The sequence below is a fragment of the Bradyrhizobium sp. Ai1a-2 genome, from assembly GCF_000426245.1.
Classification (GTDB): domain Bacteria; phylum Pseudomonadota; class Alphaproteobacteria; order Rhizobiales; family Xanthobacteraceae; genus Bradyrhizobium.
Map to the genome: position 1 here is coordinate 52051 of NZ_AUEZ01000003.1, position 13319 is coordinate 65369.

General features: G+C 62.2%; 14 protein-coding genes and 1 tRNA gene. 7 read left to right on the forward strand and 8 right to left on the reverse strand.

Translation table 11 applies throughout. The annotated features are described in order from the left end of the window. Positions 1–116 precede the first annotated feature (116 nt). Together K288_RS0103140 and K288_RS0103145 are read left to right on the forward strand one after the other, a co-directional pair. Positions 117–599, forward strand: a complete 483-nt coding sequence (locus K288_RS0103140; protein WP_027578268.1) for a DUF192 domain-containing protein — start codon at positions 117–119, stop codon at positions 597–599. 77 nt (positions 600–676) lie between these two features. Then, positions 677–753, forward strand: a tRNA-Pro gene (locus K288_RS0103145). A gap of 53 nt (positions 754–806) precedes the next feature. Here the strand turns inward: K288_RS0103145 and K288_RS44485 are convergent. After that, positions 807–1517 (reverse strand): tyrosine-type recombinase/integrase, encoded by a 711-nt coding sequence (locus K288_RS44485; protein ID WP_051334323.1) that lies wholly within the window; start codon positions 1515–1517, stop codon positions 807–809. A 23-nt stretch (positions 1518–1540) separates the two neighbouring features. Here K288_RS44485 and K288_RS0103155 point away from each other — a divergent pair, with 23 nt between their 5' ends. From K288_RS0103155 to K288_RS52075, 3 genes are all read left to right on the forward strand, one after another. Beyond that, complete coding sequence (locus tag K288_RS0103155; RefSeq protein ID WP_027578269.1) at positions 1541–2089, forward strand: hypothetical protein; 549 nt, start codon at positions 1541–1543, stop codon at positions 2087–2089. Next, positions 2089–2358 (forward strand): hypothetical protein, encoded by a 270-nt coding sequence (locus K288_RS0103160; RefSeq protein ID WP_027578270.1) that lies wholly within the window; start codon positions 2089–2091, stop codon positions 2356–2358. Before K288_RS0103155 ends, K288_RS0103160 begins: the two co-directional genes overlap by 1 nt. Before the next feature lie 691 nt (positions 2359–3049). Further along, positions 3050–3262 (forward strand): hypothetical protein, encoded by a 213-nt coding sequence (locus K288_RS52075; RefSeq protein ID WP_152535357.1) that lies wholly within the window; start codon positions 3050–3052, stop codon positions 3260–3262. An 808-nt stretch (positions 3263–4070) separates the two neighbouring features. Here the strand turns inward: K288_RS52075 and K288_RS0103175 are convergent. The 6 genes from K288_RS0103175 to K288_RS0103200 all read right to left on the reverse strand — a co-directional run bounded on the left by K288_RS0103175 (position 4071) and on the right by K288_RS0103200 (position 9606). Next, positions 4071–4400, reverse strand: coding sequence for a hypothetical protein (locus K288_RS0103175; RefSeq protein WP_027578272.1), 330 nt, complete (start codon positions 4398–4400; stop codon positions 4071–4073). Positions 4401–4583: 183 nt separating this feature from the next. After that, on the reverse strand, positions 4584–4742 hold the full coding sequence (locus K288_RS53470) for a hypothetical protein (RefSeq protein ID WP_160168917.1): 159 nt from the start codon (positions 4740–4742) through the stop codon (positions 4584–4586). A gap of 187 nt (positions 4743–4929) precedes the next feature. Further along, on the reverse strand, positions 4930–5280 hold the full coding sequence (locus K288_RS0103185; RefSeq protein ID WP_027578273.1) for a hypothetical protein: 351 nt from the start codon (positions 5278–5280) through the stop codon (positions 4930–4932). A 175-nt stretch (positions 5281–5455) separates the two neighbouring features. Further along, positions 5456–6637: an acetate/propionate family kinase gene (locus K288_RS0103190; RefSeq protein WP_027578274.1), complete on the reverse strand. Its 1182-nt coding sequence runs from the start codon at positions 6635–6637 to the stop codon at positions 5456–5458. 31 nt (positions 6638–6668) lie between these two features. Next, a complete protein-coding gene (locus tag K288_RS0103195; protein WP_027578275.1) occupies positions 6669–9077 on the reverse strand; it encodes a phosphoketolase family protein in 2409 nt (802 codons plus the stop codon). Between the two features lie 289 nt (positions 9078–9366). Beyond that, positions 9367–9606, reverse strand: coding sequence for a hypothetical protein (locus K288_RS0103200; RefSeq protein WP_027578276.1), 240 nt, complete (start codon positions 9604–9606; stop codon positions 9367–9369). A 176-nt stretch (positions 9607–9782) separates the two neighbouring features. Between K288_RS0103200 and K288_RS0103205 the strand changes: the two genes are divergently transcribed. Next, on the forward strand, positions 9783–10559 hold the full coding sequence (locus tag K288_RS0103205; RefSeq protein ID WP_027578277.1) for a cyclase family protein: 777 nt from the start codon (positions 9783–9785) through the stop codon (positions 10557–10559). A gap of 158 nt (positions 10560–10717) precedes the next feature. Here the strand turns inward: K288_RS0103205 and K288_RS44490 are convergent, their stop codons facing one another. Next, positions 10718–10996 (reverse strand): hypothetical protein, encoded by a 279-nt coding sequence (locus tag K288_RS44490; protein WP_051334324.1) that lies wholly within the window; start codon positions 10994–10996, stop codon positions 10718–10720. A 366-nt stretch (positions 10997–11362) separates the two neighbouring features. Between K288_RS44490 and K288_RS0103220 the strand changes: the two genes are divergently transcribed. Then, the gene (locus tag K288_RS0103220; RefSeq protein WP_027578278.1) at positions 11363–13174 is read left to right on the forward strand and encodes a carbamoyltransferase C-terminal domain-containing protein; all 1812 of its coding nucleotides are present in this window, start codon (positions 11363–11365) and stop codon (positions 13172–13174) included. The last annotated feature ends 145 nt before the right edge of the window (positions 13175–13319 follow it).

Genomic DNA, 13319 nt, shown 5'->3' on the forward strand with positions numbered 1-13319 from the left:
AAGCTCTAACGGAAACGTGAGCCGGATGGCGCCCGTCATGTCTTTGTCCTCTGGCCATCGGCGCTGCGCTCGGGCTAGGTTCGCCGCGGTTTGATTTTGCCGTGAGTGCTATTGCCATGACTTTCGATCGTGTCGCCGGGCATCGCCTGCTCGTTGGCCTGTTTGCGTCGTTCGTCCTCCTGCTTGGTGTGATCGCGAGCCCGGCCGCAAAGGCCGCGACGGTCCAGCCGCTCGAGATCGTCACCAAGAACGGCGTGCATGTCTTCTCCGTCGAACTCGCGACGACCGAGGAGGAGAAGACGACGGGGCTGATGTACCGGAAGGAGCTGCCGGACGGCAAAGGCATGCTGTTCGACTTCTCGCCGGAGCAGCAGGTGTCGATGTGGATGAAGAACACCTATGTCTCGCTGGACATGATCTTCATCCGCGCCGACGGCCGCATCCTGCGGATCGCCGAGAACACCGAGCCGTTGTCGACCAAGATCATCTCGTCCGGCGGGCTCGCCAAGGGCGTGCTGGAAGTGGTCGCGGGCACGGCGCAAAAATACGGCATCCAGCCAGGCGACCGGGTGGCGCACCCGCTGTTCAACGCTAAGTAGGCGCAAACAGGCGGCACGGCGAGCGCGCCTTGCTGGCGCCCGCCTAACCGTGTATCGACATCGCCTTGCGGATTGCTCGGGGTATAGCGCAGCCTGGTAGCGCGGCAGTTTTGGGTACTGCAGGTCGTTGGTTCGAATCCAGCTGCCCCGACCAACTAATCATCTGATTTTTCTCACCTTTTCAAAAGCGGTTCTGACGCTCGGTTCTTACGCTGTTCCGCCGTCCTCTCCGACCGCTCGCGACTGCTTGCGGGCCTCGGCGACGGCCACGATTTTCTTGTTCCGCCTGCGGATGTATCGCAGCGACATCTCCTTCTTGGTGTGGGTTAGGTTGGCCTGGATGCCCTCAAGGTTGGCCCCGGCTTCCTCCGCCTCGGTGGCGCCGCCGGCGCGGGCGTCCATGCTCTTGACGTCGAACGGAATGCCGGCGGCCTGGGCGATCTGGCGCCACCATTTCGCGTAGGAGCGGTACCGGATCGGCAGCCCATGCTCGCCCTTCACGATCGCGCCCTTCCGCTCCTCCATCGGGACCATCTCGAGGAGTGGCATCAACAGGTCGTAGATCGTGAGATCGAACTCGGCCGCCGCTCGGTACTTCGATTTCGATGTCCGCGTGCGCCAGCGCCAGCCCGGTACGCTTTCCCAAGTGTAGAAGCCCGACCAGGTTTCATCGTCGAGATGCAGGACCGTGATCCCGGTCGGGAAGCGGGCGTCGGCTTTGCGAGGCGCCCAGTCGCCGATGATGTCCTTTTGGCGCAGCATCAGCTCGAATTGCGAGGCGGTGCCGATCGACATGTAGAGCGCGCGTTCGCGCGGCATCTTGTCTTTGTCCGCAAGCTCGAAGGCGGTCTTTATGAAGGACCGCACATGCTGATAGGTCAGCTCCTGCTCGCGCGCCCCTTCGCGCTCAAATTGCACCTTGTGGAGCTCGTCAGCGAGCAGTGCGCATCCTCGCTTGCGACGACGATTCCTTCCTCAATGAGGTGCTCGCGGTCGACAACAAATATTACGAGCACCATTTCGACTTCAAGGACACGGTCTACGGCACGAAGCCGGGCACGCCGTTCCTCAAGACGGTCGAGAAGCTGACGCAACACGCGGCCGGCCGGACTAGCCTTAGCGCGCAGATGGTCTACCGGACGGCAAAGCGCGAGAAGCTCGCGCCGGCGACCGCGACGCTTGTCGGCGTCGAGGCCGACATCCTGCAGAAGGCCGTCGCGTTCGCGCGCGGGCTTGGCTTCCCGGTCGACGAATATCCGATCATCGTCACCGATGCGCTCGGTCCGAACATCCTCGGCATGGCGGAGAACGGACGGATTTACGCTTCGCGCCTTGCGTTCATGCAGGGCACCAAGCGTGTCGCCGGCACGCTGATCGAGGAGTTCATCCACCTCCGCTACAAATATGAAGACGAGACCCGCGGCATGCAGGAATTCCTCTTGGACCGCCTCGTGCATCTGGGTGAGCAGATGCAGGGGGAGACGCTCTGATGGCCGCCCCTAAGAGAGCGCCCGCCCCCGACGCCCGGCGCGACATGGAGAAGGAATTGGCCGCGGCCGCCGCGCTGAAATACCAGCTCGGCGAAGCCTTCGGTGACGATCACGACGTCACCCTGATCCGCGACATGATCGAGGGCTCAGTCTCAATGGCAAGGAGCAAGATCTGCGTCGCGTCGACGGAGTGTTTCGTGGCGTCGCCGTTGAGCAGGCAGGTCAGTATTCGGTCGAATTCTGGTATCGGCCTCTCACCTGGAATGTAGCTGTGGCGCTGTTCACCGCGAGCCTCTTGGCGCTTTTCATTACGGTATTTGCTAACCAGCGCGGACTTGCAGTGGCGCGCTATACCCGAAAAGGTAGGTTCAAAAAGGCAAGTCCCCGGAGTTAGCATTCAACGCCGACCGCTTGCGCATTTTTGGAGCGCCTGAGCGGTCCCGGCGGCCCGGCCAAGGCCATTTTCTGAACCTGGCGTGAAGAGGTAAGGCAATTTTGCTGCCTAACAAAGCGCTAACACACATCTATCGCGGTCGCTGCGAAGAACGGAAGGGACAATGTTGCCGCCTGGTCGTCCGCGGCAACAAGAACCGCTGCCTTGTCGAATTCCTAGATGGCTTCCGGTTGATGACGAACCGAAACACGCTTCGAGCGGTGAAGCCGACCAAGTCAGTGTCAGTGCGGCTTCGGTGAGCGCGACGGCGCGAGAACCGAGCCGCCAATCCGCACCTCGAAATGCCGCTTCCGCCGAACCGGCTACCCGTCACCAAGGCGCATGCTTCACCTTTCCGCACGCGGGGGCCCGTAGTTTTCCGGGGGAGAACGGGGACAGCTGGGGTGGTACCACTGTCAGAGGGACGGAGCCGGTACCTTTTTCAGGATGGCAAGCATTTTTATCCAGTCCCCCGAAGCGCATGATTTTACGCTCGTTTCTGTATTCAAAGTTATTTCGAGGGGTTCATGGGACGCCGTTGGTCTGATCTGGACATTGACGATCTCAAACGAATGGCTCGTTGCGATTACCCAGCACAAAGCATCGCGCAGATGCTGCATCGATCGCCCAGTGGTGTGATCGCGAAAGCCTACGAGCTGAAGATTTCTCTTCAGTCTCATCACCGGCTGCTTCCCCGTGGCTTCAAGCGGCCGCGGCCACGCGGGTTTTCGCTCAACTGAGCCGCGGCGCCGATCGGAGCGATGGTTACAGCGATTGGCCCGGAAGGCTGCAGCGGGCGAGTGGCCCGCTTACGACCCGCACGGCTCGCCTTGCCTCGCGCGATCTCTTTCGCCGGCTGGTAAGCGTTCTGGCTTCTGCCGCCAGGACCCGCCTGCGGAGATTATGAAGTTCAGCCATTCGTTGGGTCATTACCCGGACCTTCTTGCGCAGAGCTCCGGCTGAAATCACACGACAACTTTTGATTATCATTCAAACACACATATCGACTAGGAATAGAGGAATAAGTACCTAAGCACCTTCGGCGGACTAGGGAATACCATCGCCGGGCGCTGTTCCCAAATGGGGACAGGCCCTCTCTCTATTCACAGATCGATGAAATTGGTGCTCGTCCCCGGATCAAGCCGTTGAAATGGCGTGGCAAATGCCGGCTTGGCTAGGCCCGAAGCCGCTCCGCGCTTACGGTTCGGGGTGCGCCTGCTGCCCCATCTCCAATCCGTGCCGGCGCCCCCGCGCAATGCCCTCGGCGATCGCCTTCGCGACACTCTCGGCGTCAGCGGGAGAGAGTTGGTCGAGTGGCTTCCATGAGCGCGCTATTTGGCGAGCGCGCTCCATGTCTTCGTACAGAGCAATGGGAGGAGGCGGTTTGACTGGCATTTTCGTAACTCCGCAACCGCAATCTACCTGAATCTACATTGCCTGGATGAGTTCAGGTATGCGTTTGATCGCGGGAATTCCGCATTTTGCTCGTCGCGGATGCATGGTCGGGCGTGTCGTCAAGCGTCGGCGCGATCACACCGCTCTCCTTGCTCAACGCGAACACGTCAACCGCGCGAGATGTCCTGATCGGTAGATCAGGAAAAGATCGCCTGTGTAGTGGAAATACTCGCCCGTGAAATCCTTGGTTCTGAACCTTAGTTGAATCTTGTTGTTGCTGACGACCGAAGCGCGCTGCGGGCCGTTCCCGGTATCGATCGAAACCGGCGGACCGAGGGCAAGCGTCACGGTTTTTGTCGAGGGCGCGGATGCGGTCGGATCGAACAGGGAGCCGCTGCAGGCGAGCGCGGCAGGCTGGGCGGCGGCGGCCGAAGCAAACAGTGAGGCAAGAGATGACAGAATTATCAAGGAGGTTCTGAACATTGATGGCTCCGAAAGGGATTCAAGAAATCGCGGCGGGACTTGCAGGGGGAGCATAGTAGGTGCCGTCAGGGTTCGCTAGCAACGGTTGTGGTTGCCGAAGCGCACGTCGAATCGTCAGTCCGGACGATGTCGTGCCCCGGGGCTGCTGCGATCTGTCGGACAGTCAGCGGAGAGGCAGAAACCTCAGTCGTTTGACGTAAGGAACGGCAGTACCGGCACGTCGATGCCGATGGCCAATTCGAGGACGGCACCGATCGCAGCGATTGCCGCGGACAATTCAAGCAGGATGAATGCGAGGAGTGCGCTGAGCCCGATGATTGCGTTCTTGCGGCCGTTCCACATGATGTCGCCTGCAATCCTGGCTCTCGCAACGAAAGCTCGATTTGGCCGGTTGGGTCTTGGGCCGGGGATCCGGTACGGTGAATCCGCTTTAGCATCGCGGCCACCGTGCTCAAGATGAGCTTGATCTTAACCTAACCGATCAACCTTAACGCTGTGCGGCGGTGGCCGTCGTGGTCCTGTGGCCGCTTCAGCATCCGCGACAGATCGATCCGATCATCTTGTCGACCTTGGCGTCTTCGCGATCGAGCGTGGGATCGGTGCCAAGCAGCGGACCTTTCTGGGGACCGTTGGCAATGCCTTCGGACGAAAGCGCGGTTCCGAGCGAGTTGGTGCCGGGCGTGGCAGGATTGGTTCCAAAAGCGCCGCCGGTGACCGGCAGGCCACCGCTTGTGGGCAGGCCGCTGCTCATCGGCATGCCTCCGTGCATGCCCATGCCTCCCATACCGTGGCCCATGCCGCCTCCGCCGCCGCGCGCGAATGCTGCGGCGGTCGAGAGACCGACGGCGAGGGCGATGCAGAGAAGGGATAGTTTCTTCATGGCGAGACTCCTGTCTTCGCGAGACGGCGCGGCCGATCCATTCGGGCGGCGCCAGCACAAACAGGATGTAGGCATTGCGGTCCCGCGCAATGCGTTCGCGCTCATCAAATCCTCTGGCGCGAGGCCTCGCGCCGGATCGCGGCCACGAGAGCGACGGCGATGCCGTTCATGAGTCTCAACGATTTGTAACCAAGGCCTTCGTGTGGGCGGCGATGGCCGCTTCCTCGTCGGTGGGGACCACCAGGGTTGCGACGCGCGCAGTCCTTGCGCCGATCCGGAGTTCATTGGCGCTGTTGGCGTGATCATCGAGGTCGACGCCGAGCCAGCCAAGACCCGCGCAGATCTGCTTGCGCACCTCGGGACTGTTCTCGCCGATGCCCGCGGTGAAGACGATCGCGTCCAGGCCGCCCAGGCTGTGGGTCATCGCGGCGATCGCCGCGCCGGCGCGGAAGGCGAACAGTTCGAGCGCTTCCGCGGCACGGGGATCGTCGCTCCGGGTGAGCACGCGCACGTCGGCGCTGATCCCGGACACGCCGAGCAGTCCGGATTTGTAATAGAGCACGTGCTCGATCTCGTCAGCCGAAAGCCCGCGCTGCTGCTGCAGGTAGAGCGGCAGGCCGGGATCGATCGCGCCGCAGCGCGTGCCCATCATCAGCCCGTCCAGTGTCGTGAAGCTCATCGTCGTGTCGATACTGCGCCCGTTGCGCATTGCGCACAGGCTGGCGCCGCTGCCGAGATGGGCCGTCACGATCCGCCCCATCGCCAGATCCGGTGCGATCTCGCGTAAACGGCGGGCGATGAACTCGTAGGAGAGCCCGTGAAAGCCGTAGCGGCGCACGCCTTCCTGTTCGAAATGCCGCGGCAGCGCGAAGCGGCTCATCGGCGGCGCGATGCTGTGGTGGAAGGCGGTATCGAAGCAGGCGACCTGCGGCAGGTCCGGCCGCAGCTTCTGCATCGCCTCGATCGGCGCGAGACAGACCGGCTGGTGCAACGGCGCGAGTGGGGTGAGCTCGCGCAGCGCCTGCAGGATGGCCGGCGTCACCTTCACCGGTTCAGAGAATTTCAGGCCGCCATGGACGACGCGGTGACCGACCGCGACGAGGGCTCCACCTGCCAGGAATTCGTCGATCCAATGCAGGAGATCGGAAAAGAAGCTTTCGTCGTCCGCCTCCGTCGCGGCGTGCCGCTCGAACAGCACTTTGCCGTGCAGGTCCTTCACGATCATCTGCGGCTGATGCTGATGATGGTCGAGCATGCCCTTGCAGAGCAGCGCGGGATCGCCCGACCCGCCGCTCGCAAACAGCGCCAGCTTGATCGTTGACGATCCCGCGTTGAGGACGAGGAGGGCGTTCGGCATCTTCTTGGGCCTCAACGCTTGGAGTCAGGCATCAATCGCCGGCGTTCGCGGCGGTGCCGTACGGCCAGGACCAGTCGCGGATATCGGGCATGTCCTCGCCGTGCTCGCAGACATATTTGCGGTGCTCGATCAGGCGGTCGAGGCAATGTTGCTTGACGGCGGCCGCCGACGCCGCAAGTCCTGGCACGCGGTTGATGACCTCGATCGCGAGATGGAAGCGGTCGAGCTCGTTGAGCACGACCATGTCGAACGGCGTCGTCGTCGTTCCCTCTTCCTTGAAGCCGCGCACATGGATGCCGGAGTGGTTGGTGCGCGCATAGGTGAGGCGGTGGATCAGATAGGGATAGCCGTGATAGGCGAAGATCACCGGCTTGTCGCGGGTGAACAAGGTGTCGAAGTCGCGGTCGGTGAGGCCATGCGGATGCTGTTCGCGCGGCTGCAGGGCCATGAGGTCGACGACGTTGACGACCCTGATCTTGAGACCCGGGATCTGCTTGCGGAGAATGTCGACAGCGGCGAGCGTCTCCAGCGTCGGCACGTCGCCGGCGCAGGCCATCACCACGTCGACGTCGCCATCGGCTGTTTCCGTTCCGGCCCACGACCACGCGCCGATCCCGGCCGCGCAATGGACCGCGGCCCCCTTGATCGTCAGCCATTGCGGCGCGGGCTGCTTGCCGGCCACGATGACGTTGATCCGGTCGTAGGTGCGCAGGCAGTGGTCTGTGATCCACAACAGCGTGTTGCTGTCCGGCGGGAAATAAACGCGGACGATGTCCGCCTTCTTGTTGGCGACGAGATCGACGAAGCCCGGATCCTGGTGGCTGAAGCCGTTGTGATCCTGCCGCCAGACATGTGAGGTGAGCAGATAGTTCAGCGAAGCGATCGGGCGCCGCCAGGGCAGGCCGCGGGAGACCTTCAGCCATTTGGCATGCTGGTTGAACATGGAATCCACGATGTGGATGAATGCCTCGTAGCAGGAGAACAATCCATGTCGCCCGGTGAGCAGGTAGCCCTCAAGCCATCCCTGGCAGAGATGCTCGCTCAGGATCTCCATCACCCGGCCGTCCCGGGACAAATGGACGTCGTAGGGCTCGATTTCCTCCATCCAGACGCGATCGGTCGTTTCGAACACGGCATCGAGCCGGTTGGAGGCGGTCTCGTCCGGACCCATGATGCGAAAATTGCGAGTGCTCTCGTTGCGCGTCATGACGTCGCGCAGGAACTTGCCCATCGTTCGCGTGGCTTCATCGATGACGCCGCCGGGCGTGGCGACCTCGATGGCGAAGTCGCGATAGTCGGGCATTTCGAGTTCGCGCCTGAGCGTCCCGCCATTGGCGTGCGGGTTGGCGCCCATCCGACGCGCGCCTGCCGGCGCCAGTGCCTGCAACTCCGGAACGAGTCTGCCTTGCTCGTCGAACAGCTTCTCTGGCTCATAGCCGCGGAGCCACTGTTCGAGTATGGCAAGGTGGCCTGGATTGCTGCGGACTTCGGCAACCGGCACCTGGTGTGCGCGCCAGAATCCTTCGACCTTGAGGCCGTCGACTTCCTTCGGGCCGGTCCAACCCTTTGGGCTGCGCAGCACGATCATCGGCCATCGCGGCCGCCCCTCGGACGACGAGGCGCCTCGTGCGGCCTCTTGGATAGCGCGGATGCGATCGGTCGCGGCATCCAGGGTGGCTGCCATCTGCCGGTGCATCGTCTTGGGATCATCGCCCTCGACGAACATCGGCTCGTGGCCGAATCCCAGGAACAGATTGCGGATTTCCTCGTCGCTCATCCGTCCGAGCACGGTCGGGTTGGCGATCTTGTAGCCGTTCAGATGCAGGATCGGGAGCACCGCGCCGTCGCGCGCAGGGTTGAGAAACTTGTTCGAATGCCAGGAGGCGGCGAGCGGGCCGGTCTCGGCTTCGCCGTCGCCGATGACGCAGGCAACCAGCAGATCGGGATTGTCGAACGCCGCGCCATAGGCATGGGCGAGCGCATAGCCGAGTTCGCCGCCTTCATGGATCGAGCCCGGTGTCTCCGGCGCAGCGTGGCTTGGGATGCCGCCGGGAAAGGAGAACTGCCGAAACAGTTTGCGCAGGCCGTCGACGTCTCGCGTGATGCTCGGATAGATCTCGGTGTAGATGCCTTCGAGATAGGTGTTGGCGACCATGCCGGGCCCGCCATGGCCGGGGCCGCAGATATAGATGACGTTGAGATCGCGGTGTTTGATCAGGCGATTGAGATGGGCATAGACGAAGTTCAATCCGGGCGTGGTGCCCCAATGGCCGAGCAGACGCGGCTTGATATGTTCTTTGCGAAGCGGTTCGCGGAGCAGGGGATTGTCGAGCAGATAGATCTGGCCGACCGAGAGGTAGTTGGCGGCGCGCCAGTACCGATCAAGCAGATCGAGTTCGTTGCTATCGAGAACGGCGGACGGGCTGCTTGCATGTTGCATAGAACGCCTCGTTGTTTCTTGGCGACGTTGCCAATCGTGATGGCCTTGTCGGACGCGCCACTGTCCATGCCAATGCGGTTCCGGTGTTGACCCAAGTCAACCGTATCCAGCCATCGCCGATCCCGGCGCCACGCGCATGCGCTCGCCGCGCCACTTGTCCGTGACAATGGGCGCGGATCAGCGCCGTTCCGGCGCAGGAAATGCCAATTATAGTGGCGGCGTTTGACGAAACTGCGATGCCGCGCTCTTGACCGGGGCGTGCGGCCAAACCGGGCAGGGTGCAGCGCAGCTATCGGCTGGAGACCAGCCTCAGCGAAGGCTGGAGGGCCGCTTCGAGTTCCACCCGCAGGCGCTGGACTCTCGGATCGTTCGAGCGCTCGGCGCAGACTGCGTATTGATGGACCGACTGGGCCAGCGCGCGCAGCTCCGGGGCTGTCTTTGACACTGCGGCGAGCTTGAGCACGATGGCGCCCAGGTTCACCAGCATTTCATCCAGCGTCCGGTCGATCTTGTCGAACTCGTTCTTCATCCGACTCCTGTGCACGTCAATGAAGGCTGGTGAATGACGTTCCTGTGGCAACATCGGTAAAGCTAACCATTGGTAAATTGCGCGCGGTTTTGACTTCCGGTCGCGCGATCCCTGACGTATCGAAATGGAAAGCCCGGCCATTCGGCGCCGGGTCAAGAATTCAGCGAGGAAGCACCATGCCGCGCAGACTGATCGATATCTCTGTCCCCCTGCAAAACGACGTGCCGGCCGATCCGCCGGGCAACCACCCGACCATCCAGTATATCGATCACCAGCAGGGCCTGCCGCGCATGCTGGAATTCTTCCAGGGGCTCAAGGCAGAAGATCTGCCGGATGGGCAGGGCTGGGCGGTCGAGCAGGTCAACCTCTCCACCCATAACGGCACGCATCTGGATGCGCCCTGGCATTTCCATCCCACCATGAACCGTGGCGAGCGTTCCTGGACGATCGACGAGGTGCCGCTGGAATGGTGCTTCCAGCCTGCCGTCAAGCTCGACTTCCGGCATCTGCCGGACGGCTATGTCGCCACCGCCAGGGATGTCGAAGCGGAGCTCAAGCGCATCGGCCATATGCTGAAGCCGCTCGAGATTGTCGTCGTCAACACCAGCGCCGGCGCCAAATTCGGTCGGCCGGATTACGTCGTCTCGGGCTGCGGCATGGGCTATGAGGCGACGATGTATCTGTTGGAGCGTGGCGTGCGGCTGACCGGCACCGACGGCTGGAGCTGGGATGCGCCATTCGTCTACACCGCGAAGAAATATGCCGAGACGAAGGACGCGAGCCTGATCTGGGAAGGGCACAAGGCCGGCCGCCATATCGGCTATTGCCACCTCGAGAAGCTGCACAATCTCGAACTGTTGCCCTCGACCGGATTCATGGTGTCGTGCTTCCCGGTGAAGATCGAGCGCGCCTCAGCCGGGTGGACACGGGCGGTCGCGATCCTCGAGAGCTGAGCCACGCGCAAGCGTTTTCGAGCGAAGCATGCCTGCTTCAATCAGAGCGAAGCTCTGGCTCGGAGAGCTGCTCGAACCAAAAGAAAATCAGGTACGCCGTTTTCCGACGCACCTGATTTTTTCATTCGATCGAATGCAGTAATGTCAGCGGTCCGATATCACCACCTGCAGACGCGAACGCCGCGCGGGCTCCACCAGCACCGCCGGCCACCGCCGTAGTAACCGTAGCCGCGGGGATGCCAGCCGCGGCGATAACCACCGCCGCGATAACCCCATCCACCACGATATCCGCCGCCACGATAACCCCAACCGCCGCGATAGGCCTGCGCCGGCGATGTGGTCGCGCCGACCAGTACCGCAGAGGTGCTGGCCACGTAGACGAACAGCAATGCCACCGCAGCAAGGCAGCGGGTTAGGAAATTGTAGCGTTTAACCATTCAGGAACTCCCGGTGACTTCCAGACATCCAAACAATCCACTGTCTTGCTTGGACGTCTAAGACTTAGACGTTTGAGACAGCCACTAGTTCAGATGCACTAAGACGAATTTTTGTCGAATGTTCTTGCGCTTCGCAAAAACTCTATTGGGCAGGTCGGGTGAGGTCAAGCTACTGTCCTGGCTGCAGAAATGCATCCTTTGTCCTGCTGTTCATCCGTCGTTCATCTTGTTCATCTTTGTCGTATCCAATGATTTGTGCGTTAGAGAAACATGGCGAAAAAGATTTCGACAAAATTCCGCAGAGAACTTGATCTCGACACGATCGCATTCCTAAGCCACGCGATGATTCCTGCCTGACGAGTCCCCATGCCCAAGCAGCACACCTACGTCCTCGGCCTCAACACCTATGACCATGACGTCAGCGCCTGCCTGTTGCGCGACGGCGCGATCGCCTTTGCGATCGCCAAGGAGCGGATCACACGCGAGAAGCACGCATCCGGATTCTACAAGGAGGTGATCGACTATTGCCTCAAGGCCGAGGGCATCACGCTCGATGACGTCGATCTGGTCGTCAGCAATTGCTACATCCTGCTGGTGCCGGAGCTGGAAGAGCGGCTGATCTATCAGGACATGGCAGGCTTTCTTCCGTATCCCGAACGGCAGGAAGCGTCCAAATATCCGCTGTTTCGTTCGACCTCGGGCAAGGTGGCGTCGGTCTCCCACCATCTGGCGCATGCCTACAGCGCATTTGCGGTGTCGCCGTTCGATGAAGGCGCGGTGATGGTGGTCGATGGTGTCGGCAACTATCAGTCCGACGTCATGGAGCAATATCCCAATGCCGACGCGGCGTCGCCGCTCGCGCGCGAATCCGAAAGCTACTACCGGTTCGAGGGCGAGAAGCTGGAGTGCCTGAAGAAGGTCTTCATGGAGCCTTCGCGCGGCATGCTCAGTGATGAATTCTACAACATGCCGGGCCTTGGCGCGCTCTATAGCCGCGTCTCGTCCTACGTGTTCGGCGACTGGAACAAGTGCGGCGAACTGATGGGCCTCGCGCCCTACGGCCGTCGCGAGCAGGTCAAGCATCTCCTCGACATGAGCGACGGCAAGTTAGAGGTGCCGGCCTGGACCAGCGAATTCCGCGAGCCCTATCTGCTCGACAGCGGCAGCTGGGAGAAGAGCCCGGCGATGCGACACTGGGAGGACATTGCCTGGCGCGTGCAGGATGACACCGAGAACGTGCTGCTCGCCCGCGCGCGCTGGCTGCGCGAGACCACGGGCGCCAAGAACCTCTGCATCGCCGGCGGTGTCGCGCTGAACTGCGTTGCCAACGGACGGATTGCACGGGAAGCCGGCTTTGAGAACGTGTGGATCCAGCCTGCGGCGGGCGACGACGGCACCGCGATCGGCTGCGCCTATTATGGCTGGCTCGAGATCCTGAAGCAGCGGCGCAACTTCGTGATGGAGCATGCTTATGTCGGCAGGCCCTATAGCGATGCGGAGGCCGCAGCCGCGCTGCAGAAGTTTCTGGTGCGCGTCCAGGTGGACACCAGGCGCAGCGACGATATCTGCCGCGACACCGCCAAGCTGCTGGCCGACCAGCGCGTGATCGGCTGGTTCCAGGGGCCGTCCGAGTTCGGGCCGCGCGCGCTCGGCAATCGGAGCCTGATTGCCGATCCGCGCCGCGCCGAAATGAAGGACATCCTCAACAGCCGCGTCAAACACCGGCAGGCGTTCCGCCCGTTTGCCCCGATCGTGCTGGCCGAGCGGATGACGGAGGTCTTCGAAGGCGAGGAGGATTCGCCGTTCATGCTGATCGCCAAGCCTGTCCGTCCCGAGTGGCGCGACAAGATCCCGGCGATCGTCCACGTCGACGGCTCGGCGCGCGTGCAGACCGTGCGCGAGGCGACCAACCCGAGGCTCTATCGGCTCCTGAAGGAGTTCGAAGCGCTGACCGGGGTGCCCGTGCTGATCAACACCTCCTTCAACGTCAAGGGCGAGCCGATCATCGAGACGCCGGAGGATGCGGTGAACTGTTTCCTCGCCACCGGGGTCGACAATTTGATCTTGCACGACACCGTCGTGTCGAAGGGCCGGATGCACAAGGTGGTCGCGCCGTTGGTCAGGACCTATGGCGATGTCGCGAACATCGTGGCCTCGACCGCCCCGCCGCCGTCCTGAGATTTATCTCGCCCCGCTTGCGGGGAGAGGTCGGATCGCATCGTCAGATGCGATCCGGGTGAGGGGGGTCTCCGCGAGTCACACTCTCACCGTTTTTGCGGAAGCAGCCCCTCACCCCGATCCTCTCCCCGCAAGGGCGGGGCGA

What these genes read in the sequence shown, in the direction of transcription:
- K288_RS0103140 (WP_027578268.1), top strand. Translation starts at nt 117, where the DNA reads ATGACTTTCGATCGTGTCGCCGGGCATCGCCTGCTCGTTGGCCTGTTT.
- K288_RS0103160 (WP_027578270.1), top strand. Translation starts at nt 2,089, where the DNA reads ATGGCCGCCCCTAAGAGAGCGCCCGCCCCCGACGCCCGGCGCGACATG.
- K288_RS52075 (WP_152535357.1), top strand. Translation starts at nt 3,050, where the DNA reads ATGGGACGCCGTTGGTCTGATCTGGACATTGACGATCTCAAACGAATG.
- K288_RS0103175 (WP_027578272.1), bottom strand. Translation starts at nt 4,400, where the DNA reads ATGTTCAGAACCTCCTTGATAATTCTGTCATCTCTTGCCTCACTGTTT.
- K288_RS53470 (WP_160168917.1), bottom strand. Translation starts at nt 4,742, where the DNA reads ATGTGGAACGGCCGCAAGAACGCAATCATCGGGCTCAGCGCACTCCTC.
- K288_RS0103185 (WP_027578273.1), bottom strand. Translation starts at nt 5,280, where the DNA reads ATGAAGAAACTATCCCTTCTCTGCATCGCCCTCGCCGTCGGTCTCTCG.
- K288_RS0103190 (WP_027578274.1), bottom strand. Translation starts at nt 6,637, where the DNA reads ATGCCGAACGCCCTCCTCGTCCTCAACGCGGGATCGTCAACGATCAAG.
- K288_RS0103195 (WP_027578275.1), bottom strand. Translation starts at nt 9,077, where the DNA reads ATGCAACATGCAAGCAGCCCGTCCGCCGTTCTCGATAGCAACGAACTC.
- K288_RS0103200 (WP_027578276.1), bottom strand. Translation starts at nt 9,606, where the DNA reads ATGAAGAACGAGTTCGACAAGATCGACCGGACGCTGGATGAAATGCTG.
- K288_RS0103205 (WP_027578277.1), top strand. Translation starts at nt 9,783, where the DNA reads ATGCCGCGCAGACTGATCGATATCTCTGTCCCCCTGCAAAACGACGTG.
- K288_RS44490 (WP_051334324.1), bottom strand. Translation starts at nt 10,996, where the DNA reads ATGGTTAAACGCTACAATTTCCTAACCCGCTGCCTTGCTGCGGTGGCA.
- K288_RS0103220 (WP_027578278.1), top strand. Translation starts at nt 11,363, where the DNA reads ATGCCCAAGCAGCACACCTACGTCCTCGGCCTCAACACCTATGACCAT.